The 25884-nt window shown below is 62.5% G+C and carries 23 protein-coding genes; 12 read left to right on the top strand and 11 right to left on the bottom strand.

Annotated features, from left to right (window positions below):
* Window positions 1–158: 158 nt before the first annotated feature.
* The 7 genes from RTH74_RS13380 to RTH74_RS13350 all read right to left on the bottom strand — a co-directional run bounded on the left by RTH74_RS13380 (window position 159) and on the right by RTH74_RS13350 (window position 7912).
* The gene (locus tag RTH74_RS13380; RefSeq protein WP_316914978.1) at window positions 159–1481 is read right to left on the bottom strand and encodes a sigma-54 dependent transcriptional regulator; all 1323 of its coding nucleotides are present in this window, start codon (window positions 1479–1481) and stop codon (window positions 159–161) included.
* Window positions 1478–3361 carry an ATP-binding protein gene (locus tag RTH74_RS13375; RefSeq protein WP_316914977.1) on the bottom strand — a complete coding sequence of 628 codons (1884 nt, stop codon included), beginning with the start codon at window positions 3359–3361 and terminating at the stop codon, window positions 1478–1480. Before RTH74_RS13375 ends, RTH74_RS13380 begins: the two co-directional genes overlap by 4 nt.
* 108 nt (window positions 3362–3469) lie before the next feature.
* Window positions 3470–4204: an amino acid ABC transporter ATP-binding protein gene (locus RTH74_RS13370; RefSeq protein ID WP_013717488.1), complete on the bottom strand. Its 735-nt coding sequence runs from the start codon at window positions 4202–4204 to the stop codon at window positions 3470–3472.
* Window positions 4201–4869, bottom strand: coding sequence for an amino acid ABC transporter permease (locus tag RTH74_RS13365; RefSeq protein WP_179591451.1), 669 nt, complete (start codon window positions 4867–4869; stop codon window positions 4201–4203). Before RTH74_RS13365 ends, RTH74_RS13370 begins: the two co-directional genes overlap by 4 nt.
* Window positions 4866–5612, bottom strand: a complete 747-nt coding sequence (locus RTH74_RS13360; protein WP_013717486.1) for an amino acid ABC transporter permease — start codon at window positions 5610–5612, stop codon at window positions 4866–4868. Before RTH74_RS13360 ends, RTH74_RS13365 begins: the two co-directional genes overlap by 4 nt.
* Window positions 5613–5853: 241 nt before the next feature.
* Window positions 5854–6762 carry a glutamate/aspartate ABC transporter substrate-binding protein gene (locus tag RTH74_RS13355; RefSeq protein WP_125836351.1) on the bottom strand — a complete coding sequence of 303 codons (909 nt, stop codon included), beginning with the start codon at window positions 6760–6762 and terminating at the stop codon, window positions 5854–5856.
* A gap of 256 nt (window positions 6763–7018) precedes the next feature.
* The gene (locus tag RTH74_RS13350; RefSeq protein WP_099525908.1) at window positions 7019–7912 is read right to left on the bottom strand and encodes an acyltransferase; all 894 of its coding nucleotides are present in this window, start codon (window positions 7910–7912) and stop codon (window positions 7019–7021) included.
* A gap of 162 nt (window positions 7913–8074) precedes the next feature.
* Here RTH74_RS13350 and RTH74_RS13345 point away from each other — a divergent pair, with 162 nt between their 5' ends.
* The 6 genes from RTH74_RS13345 to creC all read left to right on the top strand — a co-directional run bounded on the left by RTH74_RS13345 (window position 8075) and on the right by creC (window position 14903).
* On the top strand, window positions 8075–9313 hold the full coding sequence (locus tag RTH74_RS13345) for an HD-GYP domain-containing protein (RefSeq protein ID WP_316914976.1): 1239 nt from the start codon (window positions 8075–8077) through the stop codon (window positions 9311–9313).
* Between the two features lie 87 nt (window positions 9314–9400).
* On the top strand, window positions 9401–9910 hold the full coding sequence (locus RTH74_RS13340) for an ATP-dependent zinc protease (protein ID WP_099525906.1): 510 nt from the start codon (window positions 9401–9403) through the stop codon (window positions 9908–9910).
* A 162-nt stretch (window positions 9911–10072) separates the two neighbouring features.
* Window positions 10073–12103: a methyl-accepting chemotaxis protein gene (locus RTH74_RS13335; RefSeq protein ID WP_316914975.1), complete on the top strand. Its 2031-nt coding sequence runs from the start codon at window positions 10073–10075 to the stop codon at window positions 12101–12103.
* A 58-nt stretch (window positions 12104–12161) separates the two neighbouring features.
* On the top strand, window positions 12162–12602 hold the full coding sequence (locus RTH74_RS13330) for a CBS domain-containing protein (protein WP_316914974.1): 441 nt from the start codon (window positions 12162–12164) through the stop codon (window positions 12600–12602).
* Window positions 12603–12797: 195 nt separating this feature from the next.
* Window positions 12798–13478, top strand: a complete 681-nt coding sequence (gene creB / locus RTH74_RS13325) for a two-component system response regulator CreB (RefSeq protein WP_296235578.1) — start codon at window positions 12798–12800, stop codon at window positions 13476–13478.
* Between the two features lie 3 nt (window positions 13479–13481).
* Window positions 13482–14903 carry a two-component system sensor histidine kinase CreC gene (gene creC, locus RTH74_RS13320; RefSeq protein ID WP_316914973.1) on the top strand — a complete coding sequence of 474 codons (1422 nt, stop codon included), beginning with the start codon at window positions 13482–13484 and terminating at the stop codon, window positions 14901–14903.
* Window positions 14904–15217: 314 nt separating this feature from the next.
* On the opposite strand, the gene RTH74_RS13315 is transcribed toward creC, so the two are convergent.
* The 4 genes from RTH74_RS13315 to RTH74_RS13300 all read right to left on the bottom strand — a co-directional run bounded on the left by RTH74_RS13315 (window position 15218) and on the right by RTH74_RS13300 (window position 20265).
* Window positions 15218–15556 (bottom strand): hypothetical protein, encoded by a 339-nt coding sequence (locus RTH74_RS13315; protein WP_316914972.1) that lies wholly within the window; start codon window positions 15554–15556, stop codon window positions 15218–15220.
* Between the two features lie 71 nt (window positions 15557–15627).
* Window positions 15628–16053, bottom strand: coding sequence for a hypothetical protein (locus RTH74_RS13310; protein WP_316914971.1), 426 nt, complete (start codon window positions 16051–16053; stop codon window positions 15628–15630).
* A gap of 283 nt (window positions 16054–16336) precedes the next feature.
* Complete coding sequence (locus RTH74_RS13305; RefSeq protein WP_316914970.1) at window positions 16337–18637, bottom strand: ATP-dependent DNA helicase; 2301 nt, start codon at window positions 18635–18637, stop codon at window positions 16337–16339.
* Complete coding sequence (locus RTH74_RS13300) at window positions 18634–20265, bottom strand: VRR-NUC domain-containing protein (protein ID WP_316914969.1); 1632 nt, start codon at window positions 20263–20265, stop codon at window positions 18634–18636. The genes RTH74_RS13305 and RTH74_RS13300 overlap by 4 nt, the downstream gene beginning before the upstream one ends.
* A 245-nt stretch (window positions 20266–20510) precedes the next feature.
* Between RTH74_RS13300 and RTH74_RS13295 the strand changes: the two genes are divergently transcribed.
* The 6 genes from RTH74_RS13295 (at window position 20511) to RTH74_RS13270 (ending at window position 25837) form a co-directional block, all read left to right on the top strand.
* Entirely contained in the window at window positions 20511–20852 is a 342-nt protein-coding gene (locus RTH74_RS13295) for a phage infection protein (protein WP_316914968.1), read from the top strand.
* 179 nt (window positions 20853–21031) lie between these two features.
* A complete protein-coding gene (creD, locus tag RTH74_RS13290; RefSeq protein ID WP_316914967.1) occupies window positions 21032–22375 on the top strand; it encodes a cell envelope integrity protein CreD in 1344 nt (447 codons plus the stop codon).
* Between the two features lie 48 nt (window positions 22376–22423).
* Window positions 22424–22726, top strand: a complete 303-nt coding sequence (locus RTH74_RS13285; RefSeq protein ID WP_316914966.1) for a hypothetical protein — start codon at window positions 22424–22426, stop codon at window positions 22724–22726.
* 144 nt (window positions 22727–22870) lie between these two features.
* Complete coding sequence (locus RTH74_RS13280; RefSeq protein ID WP_316914965.1) at window positions 22871–23659, top strand: hypothetical protein; 789 nt, start codon at window positions 22871–22873, stop codon at window positions 23657–23659.
* 141 nt (window positions 23660–23800) lie between these two features.
* The gene (locus RTH74_RS13275) at window positions 23801–24061 is read left to right on the top strand and encodes a DUF4212 domain-containing protein (RefSeq protein WP_003463859.1); all 261 of its coding nucleotides are present in this window, start codon (window positions 23801–23803) and stop codon (window positions 24059–24061) included.
* A gap of 6 nt (window positions 24062–24067) precedes the next feature.
* Window positions 24068–25837 carry a sodium:solute symporter family protein gene (locus RTH74_RS13270; protein WP_316914964.1) on the top strand — a complete coding sequence of 590 codons (1770 nt, stop codon included), beginning with the start codon at window positions 24068–24070 and terminating at the stop codon, window positions 25835–25837.
* Window positions 25838–25884: the final 47 nt, after the last annotated feature.

Raw genomic sequence — 25884 nt, 5'->3', positions numbered from 1 at the left:
GCGTGACCTGGGTTTAATCCCAGGTCGCTAACTTTCACGGCAAAGGCGCAGTTGTTGGCGTCTTCTTTCGGGAGCCTTCGGGCTCCCTCTTTGTTTGTCACGAGGCTGTAGCGGCTTTGCCTTTTTCGCGGCTGAAGCCGCTCCTACCAGGGCAGCGGTTATTGCAGCCCGTACTTCTTCACCTTGTCGAACAGCGTGGTCTTGGCCAGACCCAGTGCCTGCGCCGCCTGGCTGAGGTTGCCGGCGTGGCGCTCCAGGGCTGCGCCCAGCAGGTTGCGTTCGAAGGCCTCCACGGCTTCGTTGAAGCCCAGCGCGTTGCTGTCGGCCTGGCCGCTTTTCTTGAATACCGGCAAGCCGAGGGCGAAGCGCTCGGCGACGTTGCGCAGTTCGCGCACGTTGCCCGGCCAGTCGTGTGCGGTCAGCGCCGCCAGAGTGTGCCGGTCCAGCTCCGGTGTGCCACGGTCGAAACGTAGCGCGGCGAGTTGCAGGAAGTGCTCGAACAGCAGGGCGATGTCCTCGCGGCGTTCGCGTAGCGGCGGCAGTTCCAGGGTCACCACGTTGAGCCGGTAGTAGAGGTCGCTGCGAAACTCACCGCGTCTGCCCAGCTCATCGAGGTCGGATTTGGTGGCGGCGATCACCCGGCAGTCGACGTTGATCGACTGGTTCGAGCCGAGGCGTTCCAGGCTGTGTTCCTGCAGCACGCGCAGCAGTTTGATCTGCAGGCCCAGCGGCATGCTCTCGATCTCGTCGAGGAACAGGCTGCCGCCGTCGGCGTGTTCGATCTTGCCGATGCGCCGCTTGCCGGCGCCGGTGAAGGCGTGGGCTTCGTGGCCGAAGATCTCGCTCTCGAACAGGCTCTCCGGCAGGCCGCCGCAGTTCAGTGCGACGAACTGCTTGCTTTGCCGCCGGCTGAAGTCGTGCAGGCAGCGCGCGACCAGTTCCTTGCCGGTGCCGGTCTCGCCCTCGATCAGCACGTTGGCGTTGGTGTCGGCGACGTTGGCGATCAGTTCGCGCAGCTGCTGCATGGCCGGCGAGCGGCCGATGATGCGCTGCTCCAGTGCCTGGCGTCCGGCCAGTTGGCGGCGCAGGGCGCTGACCTCGCGGGCCAGGCTGCGCTGTTCCAGAGCGCGGCGCACGACGTCGACCAGGCGCTCGGGGGAGAAGGGTTTCTCCATGAAGTCGTAGGCACCGTCACGCATCGCATTGACCGCCATACCGATGTCGCCGTGGCCGGTAATCAGCACCACCGGCAGGCTCGGGTCGCGCTGCTTGAGGCGGGTAAGCAGTTCCAGGCCGTCGATGCCGGGCAGGCGGATGTCGCTGATGACGATGCCGGCGAAGTCCTCGTCGACGCGCTGCAGGGCTTCTTCGGCGCTGCCTACACCGATGCTGTCGATGTCTTCCAGGGCCAGTGCCTGCTGGCAACCGAGCAGCACATGGGGATCGTCCTCGACGATCAGGACGGTGAGGCTGTCGCTCATGCTTTGGGCTCCCGCGGGTAGGGCAGGCTGAGGATAAAGGCGGTACCGCCCTCGTCCGGGTGGCGTACGGTGAGGCTGCCGCCTGCTGCTGCGGCCAGGCTGGCGGACAGGGTCAGGCCGAGGCCCAGACCCTGTTCACCGGGTTTGGTGGTGAAGAACGGCTCGAACAGGTGCGCACGGGTTTCCGGGGCGATGCCGGGGCCATTATCGCGCACTTCCAACTGGTAGCCGTCGGTGTCGGCCGTGCCGCTCAGCCACAGCTGGCGGTCGACCTGGTTGCGCATGGCGTCGAGGGCGTTGCTGATCAGATTGACCAGAATCTGCTCCAGGCGAATCTGTTCGATGGCCAGGCGTACGTCGGCCTGCTCTGGGTGTAGATAGTCGCGATGAATGGTCATGCTGGTGCGTTGCAGGCGCGGGTGCAGGAGCATGACGGCGGCGTCGACCGCCTGGCTCAGCGAGGCCTCGCCGCTATCGCCGGCACGGCGGGCGAAGGCGCGCAGACTGCCGGTGATCTTGCCCATGCGGTCGACCAGTTCGCCGATGTTCTGCAGGTTGCTGCTGGCGACATCCAGGGCGCCGCGCTGGAGGAAGCGCACGGTGTTGCCGGACAGCGTACGCAGCGCCGCCAGTGGCTGATTCAGCTCGTGGGCAATGCTGGTGGACATCTGCCCGATCACCGCCAACTTGCCAGCCTGCACCAGTTCGTCCTGAGCCTGGCGCAAGGTGGTTTCGGCCTGCTGGCGCTCGCGCACTTCGGCCTGCAGGCGTTCATTGCTGGCTTGCAGGTCGGCGGTACGCTCGGTGATCTTGCGTTCCAGTTCATCGTTGGCCGCCTGCAGCGCCTCGCGGGCGGCCAGGCGGGTGGCGATGACCTTGCGCCGCTCGTTCCAGGCGATCAGCAGAAAGGCCAGCAGGGCTGCCGCTACGGCTGCCAGCATGCCGTGGCTCATGGCCGCGCTGCGCTGTTCCTGCAACGGGCTGAGCAGGGTCAGGTGCCAGGGCGTGTCTTCCAGGCGACGGGTCTGTAGCAGGTAGTTGGCGGGTACGCCGGCGGTGGCGAAGCTAACTTGCTCGATGCCGTCGTCCACCGGCGAGCGGTTGAACAGCTGCAGTTCTTCCAGCGCTGCCCAGTGATACTGCAGGCTGCGCGCCAGGCGCTCCTTGGTGGCTTCGTCGAGCGGGCGCACGGATTTCAAGCGCACCATCGGATCGCTGGCGAGGATGATGATGCCGTTCTCGTCGCTGACGTAGGCTTCCAGCAGCGCGCGCTGCCAGCGCTCTTCGAGCGCGTCGAGACGTACCTTGACCACTGCCACGCCGATGATGCGCTTGCCGTCGCGCAGGCCATGGGCGAGGTAGTAACCGGGTTCGCCGGTGGTGCTGCCGATGCCGTAGAAACGGCCCGGGCGGCCCTTGATGGCGTCCTGGTAATAGGCGCGGAACGACAGGTCTTCGCCCAGGTAGCTGTCGGCCTCGTCCCAGTTGCTGGTGGCGATCACCCGGCCGTCCGGGTCGAGCACGTAGATGGCCAGGCTGCCGCTGCGTTCGTTGAGGCCCTGCAGGTACACGTTGACGTGATGACGACGGTAGGCCGTGGGCGCCAGCAGCAGGCGCGAGACGTTGCCTTCCAGCTCCAGCAGGCTGGGCAGGTAGGTGTATTTGGTGATTTCGCTTTCGACGGCGCGGGCGTTGAGCTCCAGCTGGCGCTCACCGTTCTCGGCCAGCGCACGGATACCGGCGCGATCGCTGATGTGATAGCCGGCGTAACCGCAGCCAAGCACCAGCAGCAGGAACAGCAGAATCAGCGACAGGTGGCGGAGCAGGCGCGGTTTCACGGTCAGATCGGCGCGAGAAGGGGCGGGCAGGCATTGCATCATAGTCCTCCCCAGGCTGGCCAGATATGTGGATGTGTAGCCCGGATGCAATCCGGGAAGCCGTGAGCGGTCATCCCCGGATTGCATCCGGGCTACGTCAGGCGCGACAGGTCAGTGCTGGAGGATCTTCGCCAGGAACTGCTGGGCGCGCTCGGAGCGGGCGTTGATGTCGCCGAAGAATTCCTCCTTTGGGCAGTCCTCGACGATCTGCCCGGCGTCCATGAAGATCACCCGGTCGGCGACCTTGCGGGCGAAGCCCATCTCGTGGGTCACGCACATCATGGTCATGCCTTCGTGAGCCAGCTGCACCATGACGTCGAGCACTTCGTTGACCATCTCCGGGTCGAGCGCCGAGGTCGGTTCATCGAACAGCATCACCACCGGGTCCATGGCTAGGGCACGGGCAATGGCGACGCGCTGTTGCTGACCACCGGAGAGCTGACCCGGGTGCTTGTGCGCATGGGCGGCCAGGCCGACGCGGTCGAGCAGGGCCAGCCCCTTCTTGGTGGCTTCTTCCTTGCTGCGGCCGAGCACCTTGATCTGTGCGATGGTCAGGTTCTCGGTGATGGTCAGATGCGGGAACAGCTCGAAGTGCTGGAACACCATGCCGACGCGCGAGCGCAGCTTGGGCAGGTTGGTCTTCTTGTCGGCAATGGAAGTGCCGTCGACGTTGATGTCACCCTGCTGGAAGGGCTCGAGCGCGTTGACGCACTTGATCAGGGTCGACTTGCCCGAACCGGACGGCCCGCACACCACGACCACTTCGCCCTTCTTCACCTCGGTGCTGCAATTGGTCAGCACCTGGAAGTCCCCGTACCACTTGTTGACGTTCTGGATGGAAATCATACGGCTAACCTTTTTTGCAGGAGCTTGACCAGGCGCGAGGCGGCGAAGCTGATGGTGAAGTAGACCAGGCCGGCGAAAATCAGAAACTCATGGGGCTGGCCGATGATGTCGCCACGCGAGCGAGCGGCGTTGAGGAAGTCCATCAGGCCCACGGTGTACACCAGCGAGGTGTCCTGAAAGAGGATGATGCTCTGCTGCAGCAGCAACGGCGTCATCTTGCGGAACGCCTGCGGCAGGATGATCAGGCGCATGCTTTGCCCGTAGGTCATGCCCAGGGCCGAGGCGGCGCCCATCTGGCCCTTGGGGATGGCCTGGATGCCGGCACGGACGATCTCGCAGAAGTAGGCCGCCTCGAACATCACGAAGGCCACCAGGCACGAACTGAACGCACCCACCGGGGTGTCCTCGCCGGTGATCCAGCGCAGGATGAACGGTACCGCGAAATAAAACCAGGTGATCACCAGCAGCAACGGGATCGAGCGGAAGTAGTTGACGTAGGTCGCGGCGATGTTCGACAGCAGCTTGCTGTGCGACAGGCGCATCAGCGCCAGCAGGGTGCCCAGCACCACGCCGCCGAGCACGCCCAGCACCATAAGCTGCAAGGTGACCAGCATGCCGTCCCACAGGCCCGGCAGTGCGGGGATGATCGATGAGAAGTCCATCATTTACCCCCTACCGAAATCAGGCCGGGTACGGCGACCTTCTTCTCGATCATGCGCATGATCATCATCAGGCTCATGTTCAGGGTGAAGTAGATCAGCGTGGCCAGGGTGAAGGCTTCGAACAGGTTGGCGCTGAACTCGGCGGTCTGCTTGGTCTGCGCCAGCAGCTCCATGAGGCCGATCAGCGACGCTACCGAGGAGTTCTTGAAGATGTTGAGGAACTCGCTGGTAAGCGGTGGGATGATGATGCGGTAGGCCTGTGGCAACAGCACGTTGGTGTAGATCTGCGGCAAGCGAAAACCCATGGCGTAGGCCGCGGCGGTCTGGCCCTTGGGCAGCGCCTCGATACCGGTGCGTACCTGTTCGCAGACTCGCGCTGCGGTGAACAGGCCAAGGCACACCACCACCGACAGGTAGGCTGAGGTCGCCGGGTTGAGATCCTGCTTGAACCACAGCTCCAGCGGCTCGGGCAGCAGGTCCGGCACTAGGAAGTACCAGAGGAACAGCTGCACCAGCAGCGGCACGTTGCGGAAGATTTCCACGTAGGCGGTGGCCAGGCCGGACAGCCAGCGGTTCGGCAGGGTCCGCATCACGCCGAGCAGCGAGCCCAGCGCCAGGGCGATGATCCAGCCAGCCAGGGCGATGGCGATGGTCCAGCCCAGGCCGGTGATGAACCAGTCCAGGTAGGTTTCGCTACCGATGCCGGTGGACTTGAAGTAGATACCCCAGTCCCAGTTGTAATTCATTGCAGATTCCCTCTTGTGAGGACTGGATCTGCTGCGCGTTGGCCCTGCTGCGTTCGAAGCGGGCGCTGGCTCGCGAGATCCTGGGTACGGCTACGATGACGAAGCATGAAAGCGGGCAGCAGTTGCCCGTATCCGCCTGGGCGGACGGTCTCGGCTTCGTCAGGAATTAGGTTGGGGAAGCCGTTGGCTTCCCCGGGGTCCCCGCGCCGTTACGCCTTGTGAGCGTGGCGGCGCATCACCGTCAGATCTGTTCTGCAGATTTGTCGGTCGGATTGGCGATCAGCTTCTTCAGCTCGTCGCTCATGGGGAAATTCAGGTTCAGGCCCTTCGGTGGGACGGGCTGCTGGAACCACTTGTTGTAGATATCGTTGATCTCGCCGGAGGCGAAGGTGGCGCTGATGGCCTTGTCGACCACTTGCTTGAAGCCGGTGTCACCCTTGCGCACCATGCAGCCGTAGATCTCGAAGGATTGCGGGGTGCCGACCACGGCCCAGTCATCCGGCTTCTTGGCCTTGGCCATTTCGCCGGCGAGCAGGGCGTCGTCCATCATGAAGGCGACGGCGCGGTTGGATTCGAGCATCAGGAAGGACTCGCCGTGATCCTTGGCGGAAATCACGTTCATGCCCATCTTCTTCTCGGCGTTCATCGACTTGATCAGGCGCTCGGAGGTGGTACCAGCGGTGGTCACCACGTTCTTGCCTTTGAGGTCGTCGAAATCGTTGATGCCGCTGGTCTTCTTGGCCAGCAGGCGGGTGCCCACTTCGAAGATGCCAACCGAGAAATCGACCTGCTGCTGACGTTCGATGTTGTTGGTGGTGGAGCCGCACTCCAGATCGACGGTGCCGTTCTGTACCAGCGGGATACGGGTCTGCGAGGTCACCAGGTTGTAACGCACCTTGAGGTCCGGCAAGCCCAGCTCCTGCTTGATCGCCTCGACCACCTTCAACTGCAGGTCATGGGAATAGCCGATCGGCTGGCGCGAGTTGTCGCCGAAGTAGGAGAAGGGAATGGACGAGTCACGGTGGCCCAGGGTGATGGTGCCGCTGTCCTTGATCTTCTTCAGGGTGCCGGTCAGTTCCTCGGCGATCACCGGAGTGGAAAGGAAGGCGGCGGCAATGGCCACGCTCAGTACACGGTGGAAGGTACGCATGAATCGAGTCCTCGATGTTGTTGTTGTGATGGCGGGTACGCCACTTTGCTCATGGAAGGTCTACTGCATTCCTGTAGTGACTTGAGCAGGTTGTGTGCCAGCACTTTCGAGGGTTTCGATATTTATGTATCTAATTGATTTTTAATGGTTTTATTTTCATCTCTGAATGCTTTTAGACGCTTGCCCGTTCGCCCTTCCGACTAAACCTGTGCGGCTGTATTCGGAAATCCGAACGGTCTCCGGCCCTGTGTTCCTGCTAGCCGTGGTTCTCGCTGCGCAACCGTTCGATGCGTTTGTCCTTGGCTAGCCACAGGTCCGATACCCAGTCCTGCACCTGCTGGCGGAAACCCGGGTCGTTCTCGTAGTCGCCCTGATACAGCGCCGGGTCCAGTTCGAGGGTCTGGATATCCATGATCACCTTCGGCACCTGGCCGCTGAGCAAGGCCCAGAAGCCCGGCACCTGCTTGCCGGGATAGACCAGCGTGACGTCCAGCACGGCGTCGATCTGTTCACCCAGCGTGGCGAGCACGAACGCCACGCCGCCGGCTTTAGGCTTGAGCAGGTAGCGGTAGGGAGACTGCTGCTGCGCCTGCTTGGCCGGGGTGAAGCGGGTGCCTTCCAGGTAGTTGACCACGGTGACCGGCAGGCGCTTGAACTTCTCGCAGGCGGCCCTGGTGATCTCCAGGTCCTTGCCCTTCATGTGCGGGTTCTTCTGCAGAAAGGCCTTGGAGTAGCGCTTCATGAAGGGGTAATCGAGTGCCCAGAAGGCCAGGCCGAGGAAGGGCACCCAGATCAGCTGCTGCTTGAGGAAAAACTTGAAGTAGGGCGTCTTGCGGTTGAACGCCTGCACCAGGGCAGGAATGTCGACCCAGGATTGGTGGTTGCTGATCACCAGGTAGGAGCGGTCGCTGCGCAGCTCGGCGTTGCCGCGAATGTCCCAGTGAGTCGGGGTGAGCAGGGCGAAGATGCGCTTGCAGTTCTCGGCCCAGAATTCGGCCACCCACATCACCCCGCGTGAACAGGTATCGCGGGCGCTCTGGCCGGGTAACACGAGCTTGGCGAGGGCGATCAGCAGCAGCGGACCGATCAGGATCAGGGTGTTGGCGAGCAGCAAAACGATGTTGGCTAGGCCGGTCAGCAGAGGGCGCATGTCGACTCCATGGCGGGCGGTGAGCGGACATCTTATGCAAGCGCAACAATTTGCTCAAAGCTCCACCCACTGGCCTATTGCCAGATCAGTGTCTATAAGCCAATGATCGTCACCACGGGACATCCCGCCCACGGAAGGCGCTTCAACCTGCCGGTACGTACCATGCTCAAACGGATCGCCGTCGCTGATCTACGCGTCGGAATGTTCATTCAGGAATTCTGCGGCTCCTGGATGGATCATCCCTTCTGGAAGTCCAAATTTCTTCTCAACTCCGAAAAAGATCTCGCTCGTATTCGCGATAGTGCGATCAGCGAGCTGTGGATCGATGTCAGCAAGGGCACCGATGTCGCCGCTGGTGTCCATGCCGCTACCGAGGCTGAGGTCCAATGCGAGGCTGAGGCCCGCCTGTTGGCGGCCATCGAGCCGCCCAAGGTCAAGGCACTGTCGATGGAGCAGGAGCTGGAGAATGCGGTGAAGCTCTGCGCGCGCTCCAAGCAGGCGGTAATGGACATGTTCAGCGATGCGCGCATGGGCCAGGCGCTGCAGTTCGAGCAGGCCGAGTCGCTGGTCGAGGAAATTTCCGAGTCGGTGATGCGCCACCCTAATGCGCTGATCAGCCTGGCGCGACTCAAGCACAGCAACGAATACACCTATATGCATTCGGTGGCGGTATGCGCGCTGATGATCGCCCTGGCGCGCCAGCTTGGCCTGCCCGAGGCCGCTGTGCGTGAGGCCGGGCTGGCCGGTTTGCTGCACGATATCGGCAAGATGGCCGTACCGCAGGAGCTGCTGGACAAGCCCGGCAAGCTCACCGACAACGAGTTCGCCAAGGTGCGCCGGCACCCGGAGGCTGGCGGCAATATCCTGATTGCCAGCAAGCAGGTCAGCGCTCTGGTTCTCGACGTGTGCCTGCATCACCACGAGAAGGTCGACGGCAGCGGCTATCCGCATCATCTGCAAGGTGACCAGATCAGTCTGCTGGCAAAGATGGGCGCGGTCTGCGACGTGTACGACGCGATCACGTCCAATCGCCCCTACAAGCAGGGCTGGGACCCGGCCGAGTCGATCCGCAAGATGGCCGAATGGAAAGGGCATTTCGACGAAGTGGTGTTCCAGGCCTTCGTCAAGACCGTCGGCATCTATCCGGTCGGCGCACTGGTGCGTCTGCAAAGTGGGCGCCTGGCGGTGGTCATGGAGCAGAATCCCAAGGCGTTGCTGGCGCCCAGGGTCAAGGTGTTCTTCTCGGCCAAGTCGCGTTTGCCGCTGCCGCAGAGCGTCGTCGACCTGAGCAAGATCACCGACCAGGATCGCATCGTCGGACGTGAATCGGCTGAGGAATGGGGTTTCGAGCGGCTCGACGAGCTGTGGAGTGGCTTGGATCTGGAGGGGCGCGGCCGCTAGTCTGCAGCACGTTGTAACGCTTCTGGCGGAACATGCCAGGCGCATGGCAGTCGTAGGTTCGGTCACCGCAAACGAGAGGACCTAACCTTGAAATACGCTCTGCTCCTGCTGGCCGCCGCCATCAGTCTGCCGACCATGGCCGATGAACAACCGGACCTTTACGGCCGCTACGAACTGATCAAGCTCCCCGCTCTGGGCCAGACTCTCAAGGCCAAGATGGACACCGGCGCGATGACCGCCTCGCTATCGGCCAAGGACATCGAACCTTTCAAGCGCGATGGTGAGGATTGGGTGCGCTTCCGCCTGGCCGTCGATGGTGCTGAAGACAAGGTGTATGAACACCCGCTGGTACGCATCGCAGAGATCAAGAAGCGTACCGAGGAGAGCGACGCCGAGGTCAAGGAAGTCGCCTACTCGCAGCGCCCGGTGATCGAGATGCCGATCTGCCTGGGCGAGGAAGAGCGCACCATCGAGGTCAACCTGACCGACCGCAGCACTTTCAGCTATCCGCTGCTGATCGGTGCCAGCGCCATGCGCGATCTTGGTGCAGCGGTGGACCCAGCCGAGCGCTACACCCGCGATCGTCCCCAATGCTGAGTTAATTGTCGCATTTCGGAAAAGACTGATACCCATTGGCCATTACACTCGTCTTGAGTGCCCAGTATCGACTTCCTTGCCCATAAGGGCGCCGGGCCTGCTTTTTGCTTCATGCAATTCTTTGCCAGGCCTGTAGGCCCTTTAGGTCGTTGAGGTGTCGCTATGACGGGAGTACTCAAGCCGGGTGTACGGCTACTGCAGCGTTTCAGTTTTGCCCACAAGTTTCAGTTGGTGTTCCTGTTGTTCGCGTTGCCGCTCGGTTATGCGCTGTGGGTCATCAGCAGTGACTACCTGTCGCGCCTGCAATCCGTGGACTACGAAGTGGAAGGCGCGCAGGCGCTGGAACGTATGGCTCAGGTGCAACATGAGCTGATCGCCCAGCGCACCCTGCTGGCGCGTTGGAAAGGCACCGAGAATGCCGCACAAGGTTTGCTGCAGCAACGCGAGGCCAAGCTCGACGAGGCCTTGCAGCAGGCGGCTGAGCCGCTGCAGAGCACGCTGATCAGTGATCAGGCGCGCCAGCATTTCCAGGCCCTGCAGGGTGAGCGCGACGGTCTGCGAGCTGCTGGGCTGACCAAGGTCCCCTTGCCCGATGCACTGGAGCGCTACCAGAAGGCGCTGTTGTACCTGATCGCCCTGCGCGAGCAGGTGGCGACCGACAGCACCCTGATTCTCGATCCGCGCCTCGACACCTACCTGATGATGGAGCAGATCACCTACGTTATGCCGCGGCTGCTCGAGCAGCTTGGTACCTTCGCCGCTAAGGGCCATGGCGCCGTGGTCTCACAGCATTTCACCCTGCAGAGCCGGGTGCTGATCCGCGACTTGCGGCGCAGCCTCGACGAGCAACGGGCGCAGCTGGTCAAGGCGCAGATCACCCTGTCACGCGAGGCGCCGCAGGCCATGCGCCAACTGAGCGCGCCTTTCGATGCCTCGCTCAAGGCGTTCGACGACTTCCTCGTCCAGATCGACCGCGACATGTTCGAGGCCAGCCCCATGGCGCTCACGCCCGAGCAGTTCGTGCAACGTGTCGAAGCGCTGGAAACCCAACTGCATGGCCTGCAGCAGTCGCTCTATCAGCAGTTCTCCGCCAGCCTCGGTTATTACCGGCAGCAGGCGCTGCACTCGATGATCCAGGTGATTGGCGCATTTATCGCGCTCACATTGCTGGCGATGTACGTATTGATGTGCCTGAACACCTCGATCCGCATCAGCACCAGCAACATCATCGAAGCCGCGCGTGGTCTGCGTGACGGCGACCTGCGTGTGCGCATGGAGGTCAACGGCCGTGACGACCTGGCCGCCATCGCCCAGGCGCTGAATACCGCAGTCGAGCAGATGCGCGACTCACTGCAGGGTGTCAATCGCGAAAGCCAGCAACTGGATAGCACGGTACAACTGCTCGGTGGCCAGGCGCGTGATGCGCTGGACGCCGTCGAGCAGCAGCAAGCGCAGATGAGCCAGATCGCCACCGCCGCCACGCAGATGGCCGCCACCGCGCAGAGCGTGGCGCAAAGCTGCGAGCAGGCGGCGGTGGAGGCGCAGCAGACCCGTGAAGTGGCGCTGAGCAGCAACCAGCGCAGTGAGCGCACCAGCGCCAGCATGCGCCACCTCAGCAGCCGCCTTGGTGACAGCGCTGCAGCGTTGCAGCAACTGCGTGATCAGACCCAGCAGATCAACCGCGTGGTCGAGGTGATCAAGGGCATCGCCGAGCAGACCAACCTGCTGGCGCTCAACGCCGCCATCGAGGCCGCGCGTGCGGGGGAGGCTGGGCGAGGCTTCGCCGTGGTCGCCGATGAAGTGCGCTCGCTGTCCAAGCGCACCCAGGACTCGACTCAGGAAATCGCCCAGACCGTGGACAACCTGCAGCGCGTGGTCGGGCAGTCGGTCACCCTGATGGAAGAAGCCTGCAGCCAGGCCGACGGCGACATCGGCAGCGTGCTGGCCATGGGCGATGAGTTGCAGAACATCGTCGACTCGGTGCAGCGCGTCAGCGACCGCCTGGCGCAGATCGCCACGGCCGCCGAGCAGCAAGCGGCTACCGCGGATGAAGTCAGTGGCAATATCCAGCAGGTCGATCAGGCCGCCGGACAACTGCTCGATGGCGCCCAGGCCGTGAGCAGTGCTGCCGAGCAACTGCGTCGTGGCAGCGAAGGGCTGGCGCACAATACTGGACGATTCAGCCTCGACTGAGGCTGACCGCGGCGGCCAACTCTGCTAAAACCGGATAACAACAACAGGAGCCGCCCTCATGAAGACCGTCGCAGAGGTTATTCGCAATAAAGCCAACGCCTACGTTTACAGCGTCGACAGTGAGGATTCGCTGCTCGACGGGCTGCGTATCCTCGCCGAGCATAGGATCGGTGCCTTGGTGGTGCTCTCTGGTGGGCGCCTGATCGGCATCGTCAGCGAGCGTGACTACGTGCGCAAGGTGGCCTTGGCCGAGCGCTCGTTGCTCAACACCAAGATCAACGAAATCATGACCAGCGAAGTCATCAGCGTTGGCCCGCGTGACAGCGTGCAGTACTGCATGGAGCTGATGACCGAGCGCCGCCTGCGTCACCTGCCGGTGCTGGCCGAAGGCGAGCTGATCGGCCTGCTGTCCATCGGTGACCTGGTCAAGGAAACCATTGCCGAACAGGCCGACCTGATCCGTCAACTGGAGCAGTACATTCGCGGCGAGATTCCCTGACCGTGCTACAGGTGAGCGACAACCTCGTGCGAGGCGCTTTCGACTCTGGCCTCCTGCTTCGTTCTATCTCCTGCATCCATCCAGTCGCAGTGGCGCTTGTCGTGTAGGGCGGGTGAAACTCGCCAATACCTCGCTTGACGCTGGCTCCCGCGCTCGGCAGTCTCCTGCCGTCGCCCCACAGGTGCAGGACGCCCGATGCCGCAGATACTCATAGTCGAAGACGAAGCCGCGATTGCCGATACGCTGGTCTATGCCCTGCAGGCCGAAGGTTTCGCCACGCACTGGTCGAGCCTGGGTGGCGAGGCGCTGACACTGCTGGAAAACGGCACCTTCGACCTGGCCATTCTCGACGTCGGCCTGCCTGATATCAGCGGCTTTGAAGTGTGCAAACGCCTGCGCCGTTTCTCCGAGCTGCCGGTGATCTTTCTTACCGCGCGCAGCGAGGAAATCGACCGCGTGGTGGGCCTGGAAATCGGCGCCGACGACTACGTGGTCAAGCCCTTCAGCCCGCGTGAGGTCGCGGCCAGGGTCAAGGCCATCCTCAAGCGTGTGGCGCCGCGCGAAGCGCCAGCAGCCAGCGCGCCGAGCACCTTTCAGATCGACGATGCCGCCTTTCGCATTCACTACCACGGCCAGGCCCTGAGTCTGACCCGCCACGAATTTCGCCTGCTGCGCACGCTGCTCGGTCAGCCACGCCGGGTCTATGCACGCGAGCAATTGCTCGATGCCCTCGGCGTGGCCAGCGAGGCCGGCTACGAGCGCAACATCGACAGCCATATCAAGAGCGTGCGCGCCAAACTGCGCGCCATCGCCCCGAGCGAAGAGCCGATCCAGACCCATCGTGGTCTGGGTTACAGCTACGAGCCGGAGAACTGAACAATGCCGTTGGGCGTACGCATCTTCCTCGTCTACTTCCTCTTCGTCGGCCTGGCCGGCTGGTTCGTGCTGAGCACGGTGATGGACGAGATTCGTCCCGGCGTGCGCCAGAGCACCGAGGAAACCCTGGTCGACACCGCCAACCTGCTGGCCGAGATCCTGCGTGACGAGGTCAAGGCTGGCACCCTCGGCCAAGGCCACCTGCACGAAGCGCTGGAAGCCTATGGCCGGCGCCAGCCGCAGGCGAGCATCTGGGGGCTGACCAAGGCCGAGGTCAACCATCGCATCTACGTCACCGATGCCCAAGGCATCGTCCTGCTCGACTCCACTGGTCTGGCGGTCGGCCAGGATTACTCACGCTGGAACGACGTGCTGCTGACCCTGCGTGGCCAGTACGGCGCCCGCTCGACCCGCGAAGACCCGGACGATCCCGATTCCTCGGTGATGTACGTCGCCGCGCCGATCAAGGACGGCGAGCAGATCATCGGCGTGGTCTCGGTGGCCAAACCCAACCGCACCCTGCAGCCCTATATCGAGCGCTCGCAAACGCGTCTGGGCTGGCTCGGTGCCGGGTTGATCTGTCTCGGTCTGCTGATCGGTGCGGCGCTGTCCTGGTGGCTCAGCGCCGCGCTGGGCAAGCTCACTCGCTACGCCCAGACCGTCAGCGAGGGGCAGCGCGCCGAAATGCCTACTGTGCGTGGCGGCGAACTGGGCCAGTTGGCCAAGGCGGTGGAGCGCATGCGCACCGAACTGGAGGGCAAGGCCTACGTCGAGCGCTACGTACACACTCTGACCCATGAGCTGAAAAGCCCGCTGGCCGCCATCCGCGGCGCCGCCGAACTGCTCGACGGCGACATGCCGGCCGAGCAACGCCAGCGTTTCGTGGGCAATATCCAACAGGAAAGCGCGCGCCTGCAGAACCTGATCGAGCGCCTGCTGCACCTGGCGCAGGTGGAGCAGCGCCAGGGCCTGGAAGAGCGCGTGACAGTGCCGCTTGCGCCACTGGTGGATGAACTGCTGCAAGCGCAACAGGCGCGTATCACTGCTGCCCATCTGCAGATTGATCAGGCAATACCGACCGGCCTCAGCCTGCGCGGCGAGCGTTTCCTGCTGCTTCAGGCGCTGGCCAACCTGCTGGACAACGCCCTGGATTTCACCCCACCCAGCGGGCAGATCCGCATCGCCGCCGAGCGCGATGGCGAGCGCATCGTCCTGCGCCTGTTCAACCAGGGCGAAGCCATCCCCGACTACGCTCTGGATCGACTGACCGAGCGCTTCTACTCCCTGCCGCGCCCCAACGGCGGCCGCAAGAGCACCGGCCTGGGCCTGAACTTCGTGCAGGAAGTAGCCGAGCTGCATGGTGGCGAGTTGCAGATCGGTAATGTCGAAGGCGGGGTGGCAGTGTGGCTGATGCTCCCCACGTAGGATGGGTAGAGCAACGTAAACCCCAGCCATGGTGGACAAGCTTCGCGTTGTCCACCCTACGCCACGATTTACCGTAGGGTGGATGACGCTTTTTTCATCCACCGCTGGGAGTGGTTGTCCGGGCTACTTGCTGTTTGTTCGCCAACTCAATGAGTGCGTCAATTTTGTCGGAGATTGGCGCGAAGGCTGATAGTGCTTCGGCGAATAGTTGCCGTAACTCCGTGGCTGGAACAGTCTCAGGTAAAGAGTGTACGTCTGGGATCTGCATGGAAAGCCTAACGCCCCAGCCCCGGAGGGGCGACAACAGCCGGTTGTTAGGCCCGAACTGTAATGCAAAAGTGCAGTGCATCAGTAGTGCCTTGATTATCCTCTTCCCATCGAGCCGCTTCGCTTACAATAGTTGTGCGACACAGCTTTATGGCTTCTTGTACCGAGAGATCTTCAAGGCTAACGGTACCTTGTGGAGCGCTGCCATGACCGAGACGACCTTGAGCGTCCTTTATCCACCCCTCCCAGCCAAGAATCTGAATTTCTCTAGACTCAAAAAAGTCGATGGCTTCTAGTGCAGCCAGCAGTGGCAATACGATCTCTCTCTTAGATATAGACTGTTCTCTTAGAGTGGATGGCAGCAACTCGACTTTTCTCATATTCATGGCCTAACATTTGGTTAAGGGGCGGGCTTTAGCCCGTCCCAGTGAGCGTAGCGAACGATTTGAACCACTAGTTAGGTTCCAATACTCGGGAGCCAATATGTGGCTTTTTCGACACCGTTATTTTGGCTTACCCCTGGCTCGTTAGATAAAGCTTGGATACGACTCTTGACGGTTTGAGCTCCGAACGAGCGCACACAAGGTTCGATGAGATTTTTCGTGGCGCTTGGATTCGGTTCAAGCAGTGCTGCGAGCACTAGCGGGTCAAGCATTGAGCGTGGAACAGGTGTGGCTAATGCCATAACTTTAGCTACGAACCACTTGCTCTGACTTTGATTCAGTGCCGACTTGAACCATGCAAGAGATTCTGAATTGTCTTTTGGGAGCGTGGAAGCTGCTTTGCCAATAAGCTTTTGAATAGCGTTACTTTGCTCGGAACTCGTAGGTGAATTTACGAGTTCCTGATACTGATTTGCTAGGGCATCCCAATCAATTTCCATTTGGTACCTAACTATAAATAGACACCAAATGGTGCATAACCTGCGTGCTGTTTTGGTGGATAACCTTCCTGGTCATTTTCGAAATCCTTCTCTATCTCGCGGCCTGCAGCGAGGCGGTGGGGTGTTTGGCAGGTTATACACCATGTCGGATAACCTCTGGCAAGTCGTATTCAGGCGAGTCTTACAGGTGCTCCCGATCCTTCCGGTATTGCTTCGCTCAGCCCAGGCTACGGTTCTCTGGCGGTGATGATCGCGGCTGAAGCGGAATGCCGCTCAGCCGACCCTACAGGTCGGGTAGCGGCTCGGGTGTGAGGGCTTGCAGCTGTATGCGCAGCAGCTCCACCTGCCACCAGGTTGGTAGCAGACGGCGCACTTCCGGGCGGGCGAAGCGGTCGTCGATCAGGTAGAGCACGCCTTGGTCTTCGGGCGTGCGGATCACCCGGCCGGCGGCCTGCACCACTTTCTGCAGGCCGGGGTAGAGGTAGGTGTAGTCGTAGCCATTGCCGAACAGCGTGTCCATGCGCTGGCGGATTTCTTCGTTGATCGGGTTGAGCTGGGCCAGGCCGAGGGTGGCGACGAAGGCGCCGATCAGGCGTTCGCCGGGCAGGTCGACCCCTTCACCGAATACGCCACCGAGCACGGCGAAGCCGATGCCGCGCCCACCGATCTGAAAACGCTCGATAAAGCCCTGGCGCGCCGCTTCGTCCATCTGCCGTGACTGCGTCCATACCGGAATCTGCGGGTGGTCGCGGCGCAGTTGCTGCAGCACCTGTTCCAGATACTGATAGCTGCTGAAGAAGGCCAGGTAGTTGCCCGGGCGTTCGGCGTACTGCCGCGCCATCAATTGGCAGATCGGCGCCAGCGAGGCGTCACGGTGCTGGTAGCGGGTCGACAGGTTGCGCACCACCTGCACGTGCAGTTGTTCGGCGCTGAATGGCGAGGCGACGTCCAGGCACTGGGTCTCTTCCGGCAGGCCGAGCAGGTCGAGGTAGTAGTGGCTGGGGCTGAGGGTGGCGGAGAACAGCGTGGCGCTGTGCGCGTCCTCGAAGCGCGGGCCGAGGAAGGGCGCCGGCAGGATATTGCGGATGCATAGGGTCGAGTAGCTGCGCCCGTTGCCGGCCTCATCGCGATTGATGTCGAACAGCGAATGCGGGCCGAAGCTTTCCGCCAGGCGGCAGAACAGCATGGCGTCCATGTAAAAGCTGAGCAGCTCACCGCCGTTGCCTTCGGGTTGATCGGTGAGCAGGTCGGTGATTGCGCTGACGGCCTTGCCCAGCGCGGCGAGCAGCAGGTCCGGCGCCAGCGGATAGACTTGATAGGGCACTTCCTGTTCGCGGTGCAGTTGATCCCAGTGGCGGTCGACCCGATCCAGCACGCTTTTCAGGCGTTTCGGCGCGTCGCGGCACATGGCCTTGAAGCGCGCCTGATCCAGCTCGGCGCTGTACATGCCGCGCCCGCGTTCCACCAGGTTGTGCGCTTCGTCCACCAGCAGGCAGACGCGCCACTGGTTGATCAGGGTGAGGCTGTGCAGCAGGGCGCCGAGGTCGAAGTAGTAGTTGTAATCGCCCACCACCACGTCGCTCCAGCGGCACAGCTCCTGGCTCAGGTAATAGGGGCACACGCCATGGGCGATGGCGATGTTGCGCACGGCTCGTTGATCCAGCCAGCGCTCCTTCAGCGCCGCGCTGCGTGCTGCCGGCAGGCGGTCGTAGAAGCCCTTGGCCAGCGGACAGGAGTCGCCATGGCAGGCTTTGCTCGGGTGTTCGCAGGCTTTGTCACGGGCCACGTGTTCCAGCACGCGCAGCGGCGTGTCCGGCTCGCGCAGGCGTTGCAGGGCATCGAGTGCCAGGCGCCGGCCTGGCGTCTTGGCGCTAAGGAAGAACAGGCGGTCGAGCTGTTGGCCGGGCATGGCCTTGAGCTGCGGGAACAGGGTGCCGAGGGTCTTGCCGATGCCGGTGGTGGCCTGCGCCAGCAGGTAGTGGCCGTCACGCGCGGCGCGGTATACGGCTTCGGCCAGTTGCCGTTGGCCATGGCGGAATTCGCCGTAGGGGAACTCCAGTGCTTCCAATGCCTGGTTGCGTGCGTGCTGATGCGCCTGTTCCTGCCGCGCCCATTCGATATAGCGGCGGCAGTGCAGGGCGAAGAACTCACTCAGCGAGGCTGCACTATGGCGCTCGCGGAACACCGTTTCCTGCTGGGTCATGACGTTGAAGTACACCACCGCCAGATCCAGTTCCTCGAAGCCCAGTTCCTGGCACAGCAGCCAGCCGTAGATCTTCACCTGCGCCCAGTGCAGCAGGCGGTGATTGGCGGGGATGCGCGAGATGTCGCCACGGTGGGTCTTGATCTCTTCCAGCAGGCGGAACTCGGGGTCGAAACCATCGGCGCGGCCACTGACTGTCAGCCCCTCGAACTCGCCGATCAGCGGCAGCTCGGAGACGTAATCCGGGCCGCGCCGGGCCACCACCGTGGCGTGCCCGGCCATGCCTTCCTGCGCAGTGGGCGAGGGGGTGAAGCGCAGGTCGAGGTCACCTTCCTTGGCGGTGAACTCGCACAGCTCGCGCACGGCGACACGCAGGTTCAATCGCTCCACTCCACGTAGCAGACGCTGACCGGCATGCCGTGCTCAGCGCAGAAGGCCAGCCAGCGTTTCTGGTTGTCCTGCAGGCGGTCGCCGGGGCCTTTCACTTCGATCATCCGGTAGCGGCCTTCAGCAGGCCAGAACTGGATCAGGTCGGGCATGCCGGCGCGGTTCTCGCGGATATCTGCGAGCAGGCGGCGGAACCAGGCGCCCAGGTGCGCGGGTGGCAGGCAGGTCAGGGCCTGTTCCAGGCGTTCGGTATCGAGCAGCTCCCAGAACACGAAGGGCGACTGAATGCCGAACTTCTCGGCGTGGGTGCGGCGTATGGCCTCGATGTAGCTGCCATCCTCCAGACGGGCCAGGCAGGCGGCGAACAGGGGAGCGCGGCGGGTGTGGAAGTCGGCGCGGTGCAGATCCACCGGGCCGGTGTGGAAGGGGTGGAAGAAGGCGCCGGGCAGTGGGGCGAAGATCGCCTCCCAGCAGAGCAGGCCGAACAGCCCGCAGATCAGCGTGTTCTCCACGTAATGCACCGGCGCATCGGGCTCGGCCAGGTGCATGGCCACGGCCAGCTCGACGCTGGCGGCGCGCGGCAGGCGCAGGTCGATGCGATCCTCGTTCAGCTTCGCCGCCTTGGCTGCTGGCGGCAGGCGGAGGCGTTTGCGCAGGCGCGTGCGTGCGCGTTCGGCCAGTTGCGCTTCTTCGGCATTGTGCGGCGCCGCGATCACCTGTTCGGCGAGTGTCAGCGCTTCGGCATCCTGGCCCAGGCGTTCCAGCACGCGAATCTGCCGCTGCCGCGAGCCCACCGCACGGGTGTCGCGGTACAGCGCCAGTGCAGAGTCCAGCTCGCCAGCGCGTTCCAGATGCTGCGCCAGTTGCAGCAGCAGGCGCTGGTGGCGTTCGCCGATATGCGGGCTGTCGCTGCAGAAATCGCCGAGGTGCTGCAGCACCTCGGTGACCGTCATGCCGACCTCGAAGGCGTCGCGGCAGGCGCGCAGGTGCAGGTAGTCGTCGACGTCCTGGCGGTGACGAAAGCCACGCGAGCCGGGGGTGATCGGCACCTGTTCGTAACGGAATATCCCCAGGTCGGCGAGTACGAACTCCGACCAGTCCTGCGTCAGGTTGCCGAAGAACATCAGGCGCAGGCGGTCGCACAGCGGGCCGATGGCCAGGCTCAGCAGGCGCTCCTCCATATTCGGGCACCAGTCGGCCAGGCTGCGCGGTTCGATATACAGCTCACACAGGTGCTCGAGCACTTCGCTTTTCTTCAACGTCCCGCGCGGCAGGTCGGCGGCGAAATGCGCGGCCAGTTCGTCCTTGAGCAGCAGGGCACCGAGCTCCTCGAAGCTCAGTGCGGCGCAGTCGATCAGCCAGCCCAGTTCCAGCAATGGTTCTGCGGCAGTGGGGATATCGCCGATCTCGGCGTAGCGCAGTTTGCTCGCGCGAAAGTGCACGCCCTTGCGCATCACCAGGCGTACCAGCAGCGCCTGGGTGGGCAATGGCAACTGGGGAAAGTCCGCAACGAAGGCGCGCTCGGCGTCATCCATCAGTTCACGGTGATGGGTGTCGAGCCAGGCGAGGGCCTTGCGGAAGTTGGCCAGATAATAGAGTTCGGGAGCGTCGAGGTTGAGCATGGGGCGAAGTTTTACTGGTTTTTTATACAGATGCCAGTGCCGTTCACCCGCTACCGCACCGAGTAGACGGAAGGCGAGGGCAGCGCTGTGCGAGCGATCGTGGCAACTATCTGTCTGATCGATAAGCGCTTTTTCAGGTATCGATGGCGTCGATTGTCACTATCCCGAGATGTGCCTTTTGCCGTTCTGGGGCGTGCGTAACATGACAACCGTAGCCAGTTACTTACCCCCTCAGGAGAACGAACATGAAAAAGCAAATCCTCGCCAGCCTCGTTATTGCCGCTCTGTCCGCCAGTGCTTTCGCCCTGCCGCAGATCAACGCTCAACAGTCTGCAGCCCCCGTAGTCGCTGAAGATGGCGCAGATCGCGTCGGCCCGAACCGTGTTGCAGAAGGTGGTGCTGATCGTGTCGGTCTGAACCGCGTAGCAGAAGGTGGTGCTGATCGCGTTGGTCTGAACCGCGTAGCAGAAGGTGGCACTGACCTCGTTGGTCTGAACCGTGTCGCAGAAGGTGGTGCTGATCGCGTTGGTCTGAACCGTGTAGCCGAAGATGGTGCCGACCGCGTGGGTGCCAGCCGTATCAGCTGATCCGGATATCCATCACGCGGGAGCAGTCTTATGCCGCATAGCAGTTAGAAAGGGCGCCCTGAATCGGCGCTCTTTTTCTTTTACCCATTCTCCACACAATCTCCACGCTCGCCCCACACGCCTCCCACCGCCCTTGCCCAGACTCTGCCGTACCTTCACTCGCTACGGAGAGCCGTACCATGAGCCGTTCCCTGGGCTTCAAGCTGGGCGCCATCGCCCTGCTGATTTTGTTGCTGATGATTCCCCTGCTGATGATCGATGGCCTGGTCGACGAGCGACAGGGGCTGCGATATGAGGTGCTGCAGGATATCGCCCGCAGTTCCAGCTATCGCCAGCAGATCACCGGGCCGATCCTGGTGCTGCCGTATATCAAGACCACCCATGAGTGGAAGACCAACGAGAAGACCGGTGAGCGCTATAGCGAAGAGCGTCAGCGTCGCGGCCGCCTGTACTTCCTGCCGGAGCGCTTCGTGCTCGAAGGGCAGGTGGGCACTGAGTTGCGTGCCCGTGGCATCTATGAAGCGCGCTTGTACCGCAGCGACAGCCAGGTCAGCGGCCAATTCCGCCTGCCGGCGCGCCTGGGGCTGGGCGACGACCTGGGTTTCTACCGTTTCGAGAAGCCCTTCCTCTCGGTCGGCATCAGCGACATCCGTGGCATCAGCAACGATCTGCAACTGCGCCTCAATGGCCAGACCCTGAGCTTCGCGCCGGGCAGTGCTGACGATAACTTCGGCGCTGGCGTGCATGCACCGCTCCCGGCTCTGGATGCGCAGGGCGGGCAGATTCTCGAGTTCGCTTTCGACCTGAAACTGCAGGGCACCGAGCAGCTCTCGGTGGTGCCGGTCGGGCGGGACAGCCGAGTCAAACTGAGCTCCGACTGGCCGCACCCGAGCTTCGTCGGTGAATACCTGCCGAGCAGCCGCGAGATCAGTGCCGTAGGCTTCACTGCCGAGTGGCAGACCAGCTTCTTCGCCACCAATCTGGAGGAAGCATTGCGCGACTGCGTGGGCGGTGATCGTTGCCAGGCTTTGTTCGGCCGCAACTTCGGGGTCAGCTTCGTCGACCCGGTCGACCAGTACCTGAAGACCGATCGTGCGATCAAATATGCGCTGCTGTTCATCGCCCTGACCTTCGCCACCTTCTTCCTCTTCGAGGTGCTCAAGCGCCTGGCCGTGCACCCGGTGCAATACGCTCTGGTGGGCCTGTCGCTGGCGCTGTTCTACCTGCTGCTGCTGTCGCTGTCCGAGCACCTGCCGTTCACCCTGGCCTATGGCCTTTCGGCAGGCGCCTGCGTTGGCCTGATCGGTTTCTACGTCAGCTTCGTGCTGCACAGCTGGCGACGTGGCATGGGCTTTGGCGCGCTGCTGGCAGCCCTGTACGCCATGCTCTACGGCCTGCTCAATGCCGAGGACTACGCCCTGTTGATGGGCTCGCTGCTGGTGTTCGGCGTACTCGGCAGCGTGATGGTGCTGACCCGCAAACTGGACTGGTACGGCGTCGGCCGCAGCACTCCGCAAGCCTGATCGTGACTGGCGCGGCGTAGGCCGCSCCACTTCTCTGGAGAGAACCCCATGCGTCTTCTCATGCAATTTTCTGCCTGCCTTGGCCTCGGTCTGGTGGTGGCGGTGATGATCCTCATCGGCCTGATGTTCTGCGGCTGGTTCAACCTGATCGACGGCCTGTTGCTGACCGGCAAGCCGCTCGCCAGCCTGAGCCTGATGCTGCTGCCGGACGGTTTCTGGAACGCCCTGACCGGTATTCAGGACGCGGCACAAAACAGCACGCTGCGCTCCTTCCTGTCGCTGTGCGCAGCGTTGGGCCAGGTCGGCCTGCTGCTGGCTCTGGGCTTCATGCGCCTGTGGTATCGGCCATGAGCGGGCATATCGGCTTGCGCGAGGAGGCGCGTGCCGGGCACCTTCTGGCGCGGCGTATCGCCTGGCTGTTTCGCGATGCCCATCATGGGCAGTGGGCGGTTGGCGGCGTAGACTCGCGCCGGGATGAAATGAAGGAACTCAAGGATGAAAGGACTATTCGCAACGGCCCTGGGTGGCCTGTTGTCGGTCAGCGTGGCGCTGGCCGATGACTGCGCGGTGCAACTGTCAGCCTGGCTGGAGCTGGCGCATCCCGGCCATGCCGGCGGCGCCTGGCTGCAGGATGAGCGCGGCGCCTATCGGGTCGATGCCGAGCAGAGCATCTGCAAGATCTGGCCTGCGCGTCCTCAGTTGACCCTGCTCGCTGTGCCGCTGGTACGCGAGGCGCAGCCTGACCAAGGCCAGAGCGACCTTGAAATACTGGTGCTGGATCATACGAGGCAAGACGTCGTGGCGCGCCTGGTCAAGCCCAATCTACTGGATTGGGACGCGATCTATGTGGACCGGTTGGTCTTGGATACCGCGCCTTATCGACTACGAGGCGATGACCTGGCCTTTGGCGTTCGAATCAATCGCCGCAACGGGTCGTGGATGAATCCCTTCGCGGAAACCGAGCTCGCTCTCTACGAGTTGAAAGCGCAAGGGTTGCGCCCCCTGATGGGAGGGCTGGTGGTGGAGAGCTTCGGCGGTGAACGCGACGGTGACTGCACGGCTTCGTTCGGCGAGGCCAAGGGCGTGCTCATCGTTACCGACAAGGTTGGCCGCGATGGCTACCGCGACCTGATCTTCAGGCAAACCCATACTGGCCGGCGCATGGTGGTGGCCGATGGCGAATGCCAGACCATCGAAGCCGATGCCCGCCGCGGCCAGTTCCGTATCGAGTACGGCGTAGAACGCTATCTGCTGCCGATCGAGTTGGTCTCCGATCCGCACTGAAGGCGCTGTGTATTGCTCGGGTGGGATAAGACGTTCCAGAAGCGCTCTGCGATGCGGCTAATACCAATGTCTAGCTGTCGGTCGGTACTGGCCTGCTGCTAGCTTGAAGCTGCATCAGAATAACAATAACCGGAGGCGTCTATGACTTCTGAACAAAGCAATGCCGCGGCCTATTGGAAGGCCAATGTGCGGCTCATCACCTGGAGCCTGATTGTCTGGGCGCTGGTTTCCTACGGATTCGCCATGATCCTGCGCCCGATGGTCGCGGGAATCTCCGTTGGCGGTTCCGACCTCGGATTCTGGTTCGCCCAGCAAGGCTCAATCCTCTTCTTTATCGGGCTCATTTTTCACTACGCGTGGAGACTGAACAAACTCGATAAAGAATTTGGCGTTGAGGAGTAAGTGGTCATGAGCCAATTCGTTATCAACATGTTGTTCGTAGGCGCGTCCTTCGCGCTCTACATCGGCATCGCCATCTGGGCGCGTGCCGGCTCCACCAAAGAGTTCTACGTCGCTGGCGGTGGTGTGCATCCGGTCACCAACGGTATGGCGACAGCCGCTGACTGGATGTCCGCTGCATCCTTCATCTCCATGGCGGGCCTGATTGCCGCCGGTGGTTATGCCAACTCCACCTTCCTCATGGGCTGGACCGGCGGCTATGTGCTGCTGGCGATGCTGCTGGCGCCCTACCTGCGCAAGTTCGGCAAGTTCACCGTCCCGGACTTCATCGGTGATCGCTTCTACAGCCGTGGCGCACGCCTGACTGCAGTGATCTGCCTGGTGATCATCTCCGTGACGTACGTGATCGGTCAGATGGCCGGTGCCGGTGTTGCTTTCTCGCGCTTCCTCGAAGTGAGCAACTCCACGGGTATCTGGATCGCAGCAGCGGTGGTCTTCGCCTACGCCGTATTCGGCGGCATGAAGGGCATCACCTACACCCAGGTCGCTCAGTACGTGGTACTGATCGTGGCCTACACCATCCCGGCGATCTTCATCTCCCTGCAGCTGACCGGTAACCCGATCCCGCCGCTGGGCCTGTTCGGTGACCACGTCGAGTCCGGCGTGCCGCTGCTGCAGAAACTCGATGAAGTGGTGCGTGACCTGGGCTTCGCTGCCTACACCGCCGATGTCGACAACAAGCTGAACATGGTGCTGTTCACCATGTCGCTGATGATCGGTACTGCTGGTCTGCCGCACGTCATCATCCGCTTCTTCACCGTGCCCAAGGTTTCCGACGCTCGCTGGTCGGCGGGTTGGACCCTGATCTTCATCGCCATGCTCTACCTCACCGCGCCGGCTGTTGCTTCGATGGCGCGCCTGAACCTGGTGACCACCATCTATCCGGAAGGTGCTTCTGCCCCCGCGCTGGCCTATGACGAGCGTCCTGAGTGGGTCAAGAACTGGGAGCAAACCGGCCTGATCAAGTGGGAAGACAAGAACGGCGACGGCCGCATCCAGATGTACAACGATGCTGCACCGGCCTTTACTGCGACCGCTCAGGAGCGTGGCTGGAACGGTAACGAGCTGACCGTGAACAACGACATCCTGGTTCTGGCCAACCCGGAGATCGCCAACCTGCCAGGTTGGGTGGTCGGCCTGATCGCGGCGGGCGCCATTGCGGCGGCACTGTCGACGGCGGCTGGTTTGTTGCTGGCGATTTCTTCGGCGATCAGTCATGACCTGATCAAGACCTTGATCAATCCGAAGATCAGCGAGAAGAACGAGATGAGGGCGGCGCGGCTGTCGATGGCTGCAGCGATTCTGCTGGCGACCTACCTGGGCTTGAATCCACCCGGATTCGCCGCGCAGGTGGTGGCATTGGCCTTCGGTATTGCGGCGGCGACCCTGTTCCCGGTGCTGATGATGGGGATCTTCTCCAAGCGCATGAACGACAAGGGTGCGATCTGCGGTATGGTCGCCGGCCTGGTGATCACCCTGCTGTACATCTTCACCTACCTGGGCTGGTTCTTCATTCCGGGCACCAACATGCTGCCGAACACCCCGGACCAGTGGTTCATGGGTATCTCCCCGGCTTCCTTTGGTACCGTCGGTGCGCTGATCAACTTCGCTGTGGCTTACGGCGTATCGCAGGTCACTGCTGCACCGCCGCAGGAAATCCAGGACCTGGTGGAAAGCGTACGTACCCCCAAAGGTGCTGGTGCCGCTCTGAACCACTAAGCATAATCCTGGCCTGACGCCATCTGTCGATGGTCCAGGGTCTGACA

Origin of the sequence: Pseudomonas sp. zfem001 (assembly GCF_032621725.1) — a bacterium.
GTDB lineage: Bacteria > Pseudomonadota > Gammaproteobacteria > Pseudomonadales > Pseudomonadaceae > Aquipseudomonas > Aquipseudomonas sediminis.
This window is presented reverse-complemented; position numbering and strand designations above follow the sequence as displayed.

Coding starts and splice junctions, on each gene's coding strand:
- RTH74_RS13380 (WP_316914978.1), bottom strand. CDS start 1,481: ATGAGCGACAGCCTCACCGTCCTGATCGTCGAGGACGATCCCCATGTG.
- RTH74_RS13375 (WP_316914977.1), bottom strand. CDS start 3,361: ATGATGCAATGCCTGCCCGCCCCTTCTCGCGCCGATCTGACCGTGAAA.
- RTH74_RS13370 (WP_013717488.1), bottom strand. CDS start 4,204: ATGATTTCCATCCAGAACGTCAACAAGTGGTACGGGGACTTCCAGGTG.
- RTH74_RS13365 (WP_179591451.1), bottom strand. CDS start 4,869: ATGATGGACTTCTCATCGATCATCCCCGCACTGCCGGGCCTGTGGGAC.
- RTH74_RS13360 (WP_013717486.1), bottom strand. CDS start 5,612: ATGAATTACAACTGGGACTGGGGTATCTACTTCAAGTCCACCGGCATC.
- RTH74_RS13355 (WP_125836351.1), bottom strand. CDS start 6,762: ATGCGTACCTTCCACCGTGTACTGAGCGTGGCCATTGCCGCCGCCTTC.
- RTH74_RS13350 (WP_099525908.1), bottom strand. CDS start 7,912: ATGCGCCCTCTGCTGACCGGCCTAGCCAACATCGTTTTGCTGCTCGCC.
- RTH74_RS13345 (WP_316914976.1), top strand. CDS start 8,075: ATGCTCAAACGGATCGCCGTCGCTGATCTACGCGTCGGAATGTTCATT.
- RTH74_RS13335 (WP_316914975.1), top strand. CDS start 10,073: ATGACGGGAGTACTCAAGCCGGGTGTACGGCTACTGCAGCGTTTCAGT.
- RTH74_RS13330 (WP_316914974.1), top strand. CDS start 12,162: ATGAAGACCGTCGCAGAGGTTATTCGCAATAAAGCCAACGCCTACGTT.
- creB (WP_296235578.1), top strand. CDS start 12,798: ATGCCGCAGATACTCATAGTCGAAGACGAAGCCGCGATTGCCGATACG.
- creC (WP_316914973.1), top strand. CDS start 13,482: ATGCCGTTGGGCGTACGCATCTTCCTCGTCTACTTCCTCTTCGTCGGC.
- RTH74_RS13315 (WP_316914972.1), bottom strand. CDS start 15,556: ATGAATATGAGAAAAGTCGAGTTGCTGCCATCCACTCTAAGAGAACAG.
- RTH74_RS13310 (WP_316914971.1), bottom strand. CDS start 16,053: ATGGAAATTGATTGGGATGCCCTAGCAAATCAGTATCAGGAACTCGTA.
- RTH74_RS13300 (WP_316914969.1), bottom strand. CDS start 20,265: ATGCTCAACCTCGACGCTCCCGAACTCTATTATCTGGCCAACTTCCGC.
- RTH74_RS13295 (WP_316914968.1), top strand. CDS start 20,511: ATGAAAAAGCAAATCCTCGCCAGCCTCGTTATTGCCGCTCTGTCCGCC.
- creD (WP_316914967.1), top strand. CDS start 21,032: ATGAGCCGTTCCCTGGGCTTCAAGCTGGGCGCCATCGCCCTGCTGATT.
- RTH74_RS13285 (WP_316914966.1), top strand. CDS start 22,424: ATGCGTCTTCTCATGCAATTTTCTGCCTGCCTTGGCCTCGGTCTGGTG.
- RTH74_RS13280 (WP_316914965.1), top strand. CDS start 22,871: ATGAAAGGACTATTCGCAACGGCCCTGGGTGGCCTGTTGTCGGTCAGC.
- RTH74_RS13275 (WP_003463859.1), top strand. CDS start 23,801: ATGACTTCTGAACAAAGCAATGCCGCGGCCTATTGGAAGGCCAATGTG.
- RTH74_RS13270 (WP_316914964.1), top strand. CDS start 24,068: ATGAGCCAATTCGTTATCAACATGTTGTTCGTAGGCGCGTCCTTCGCG.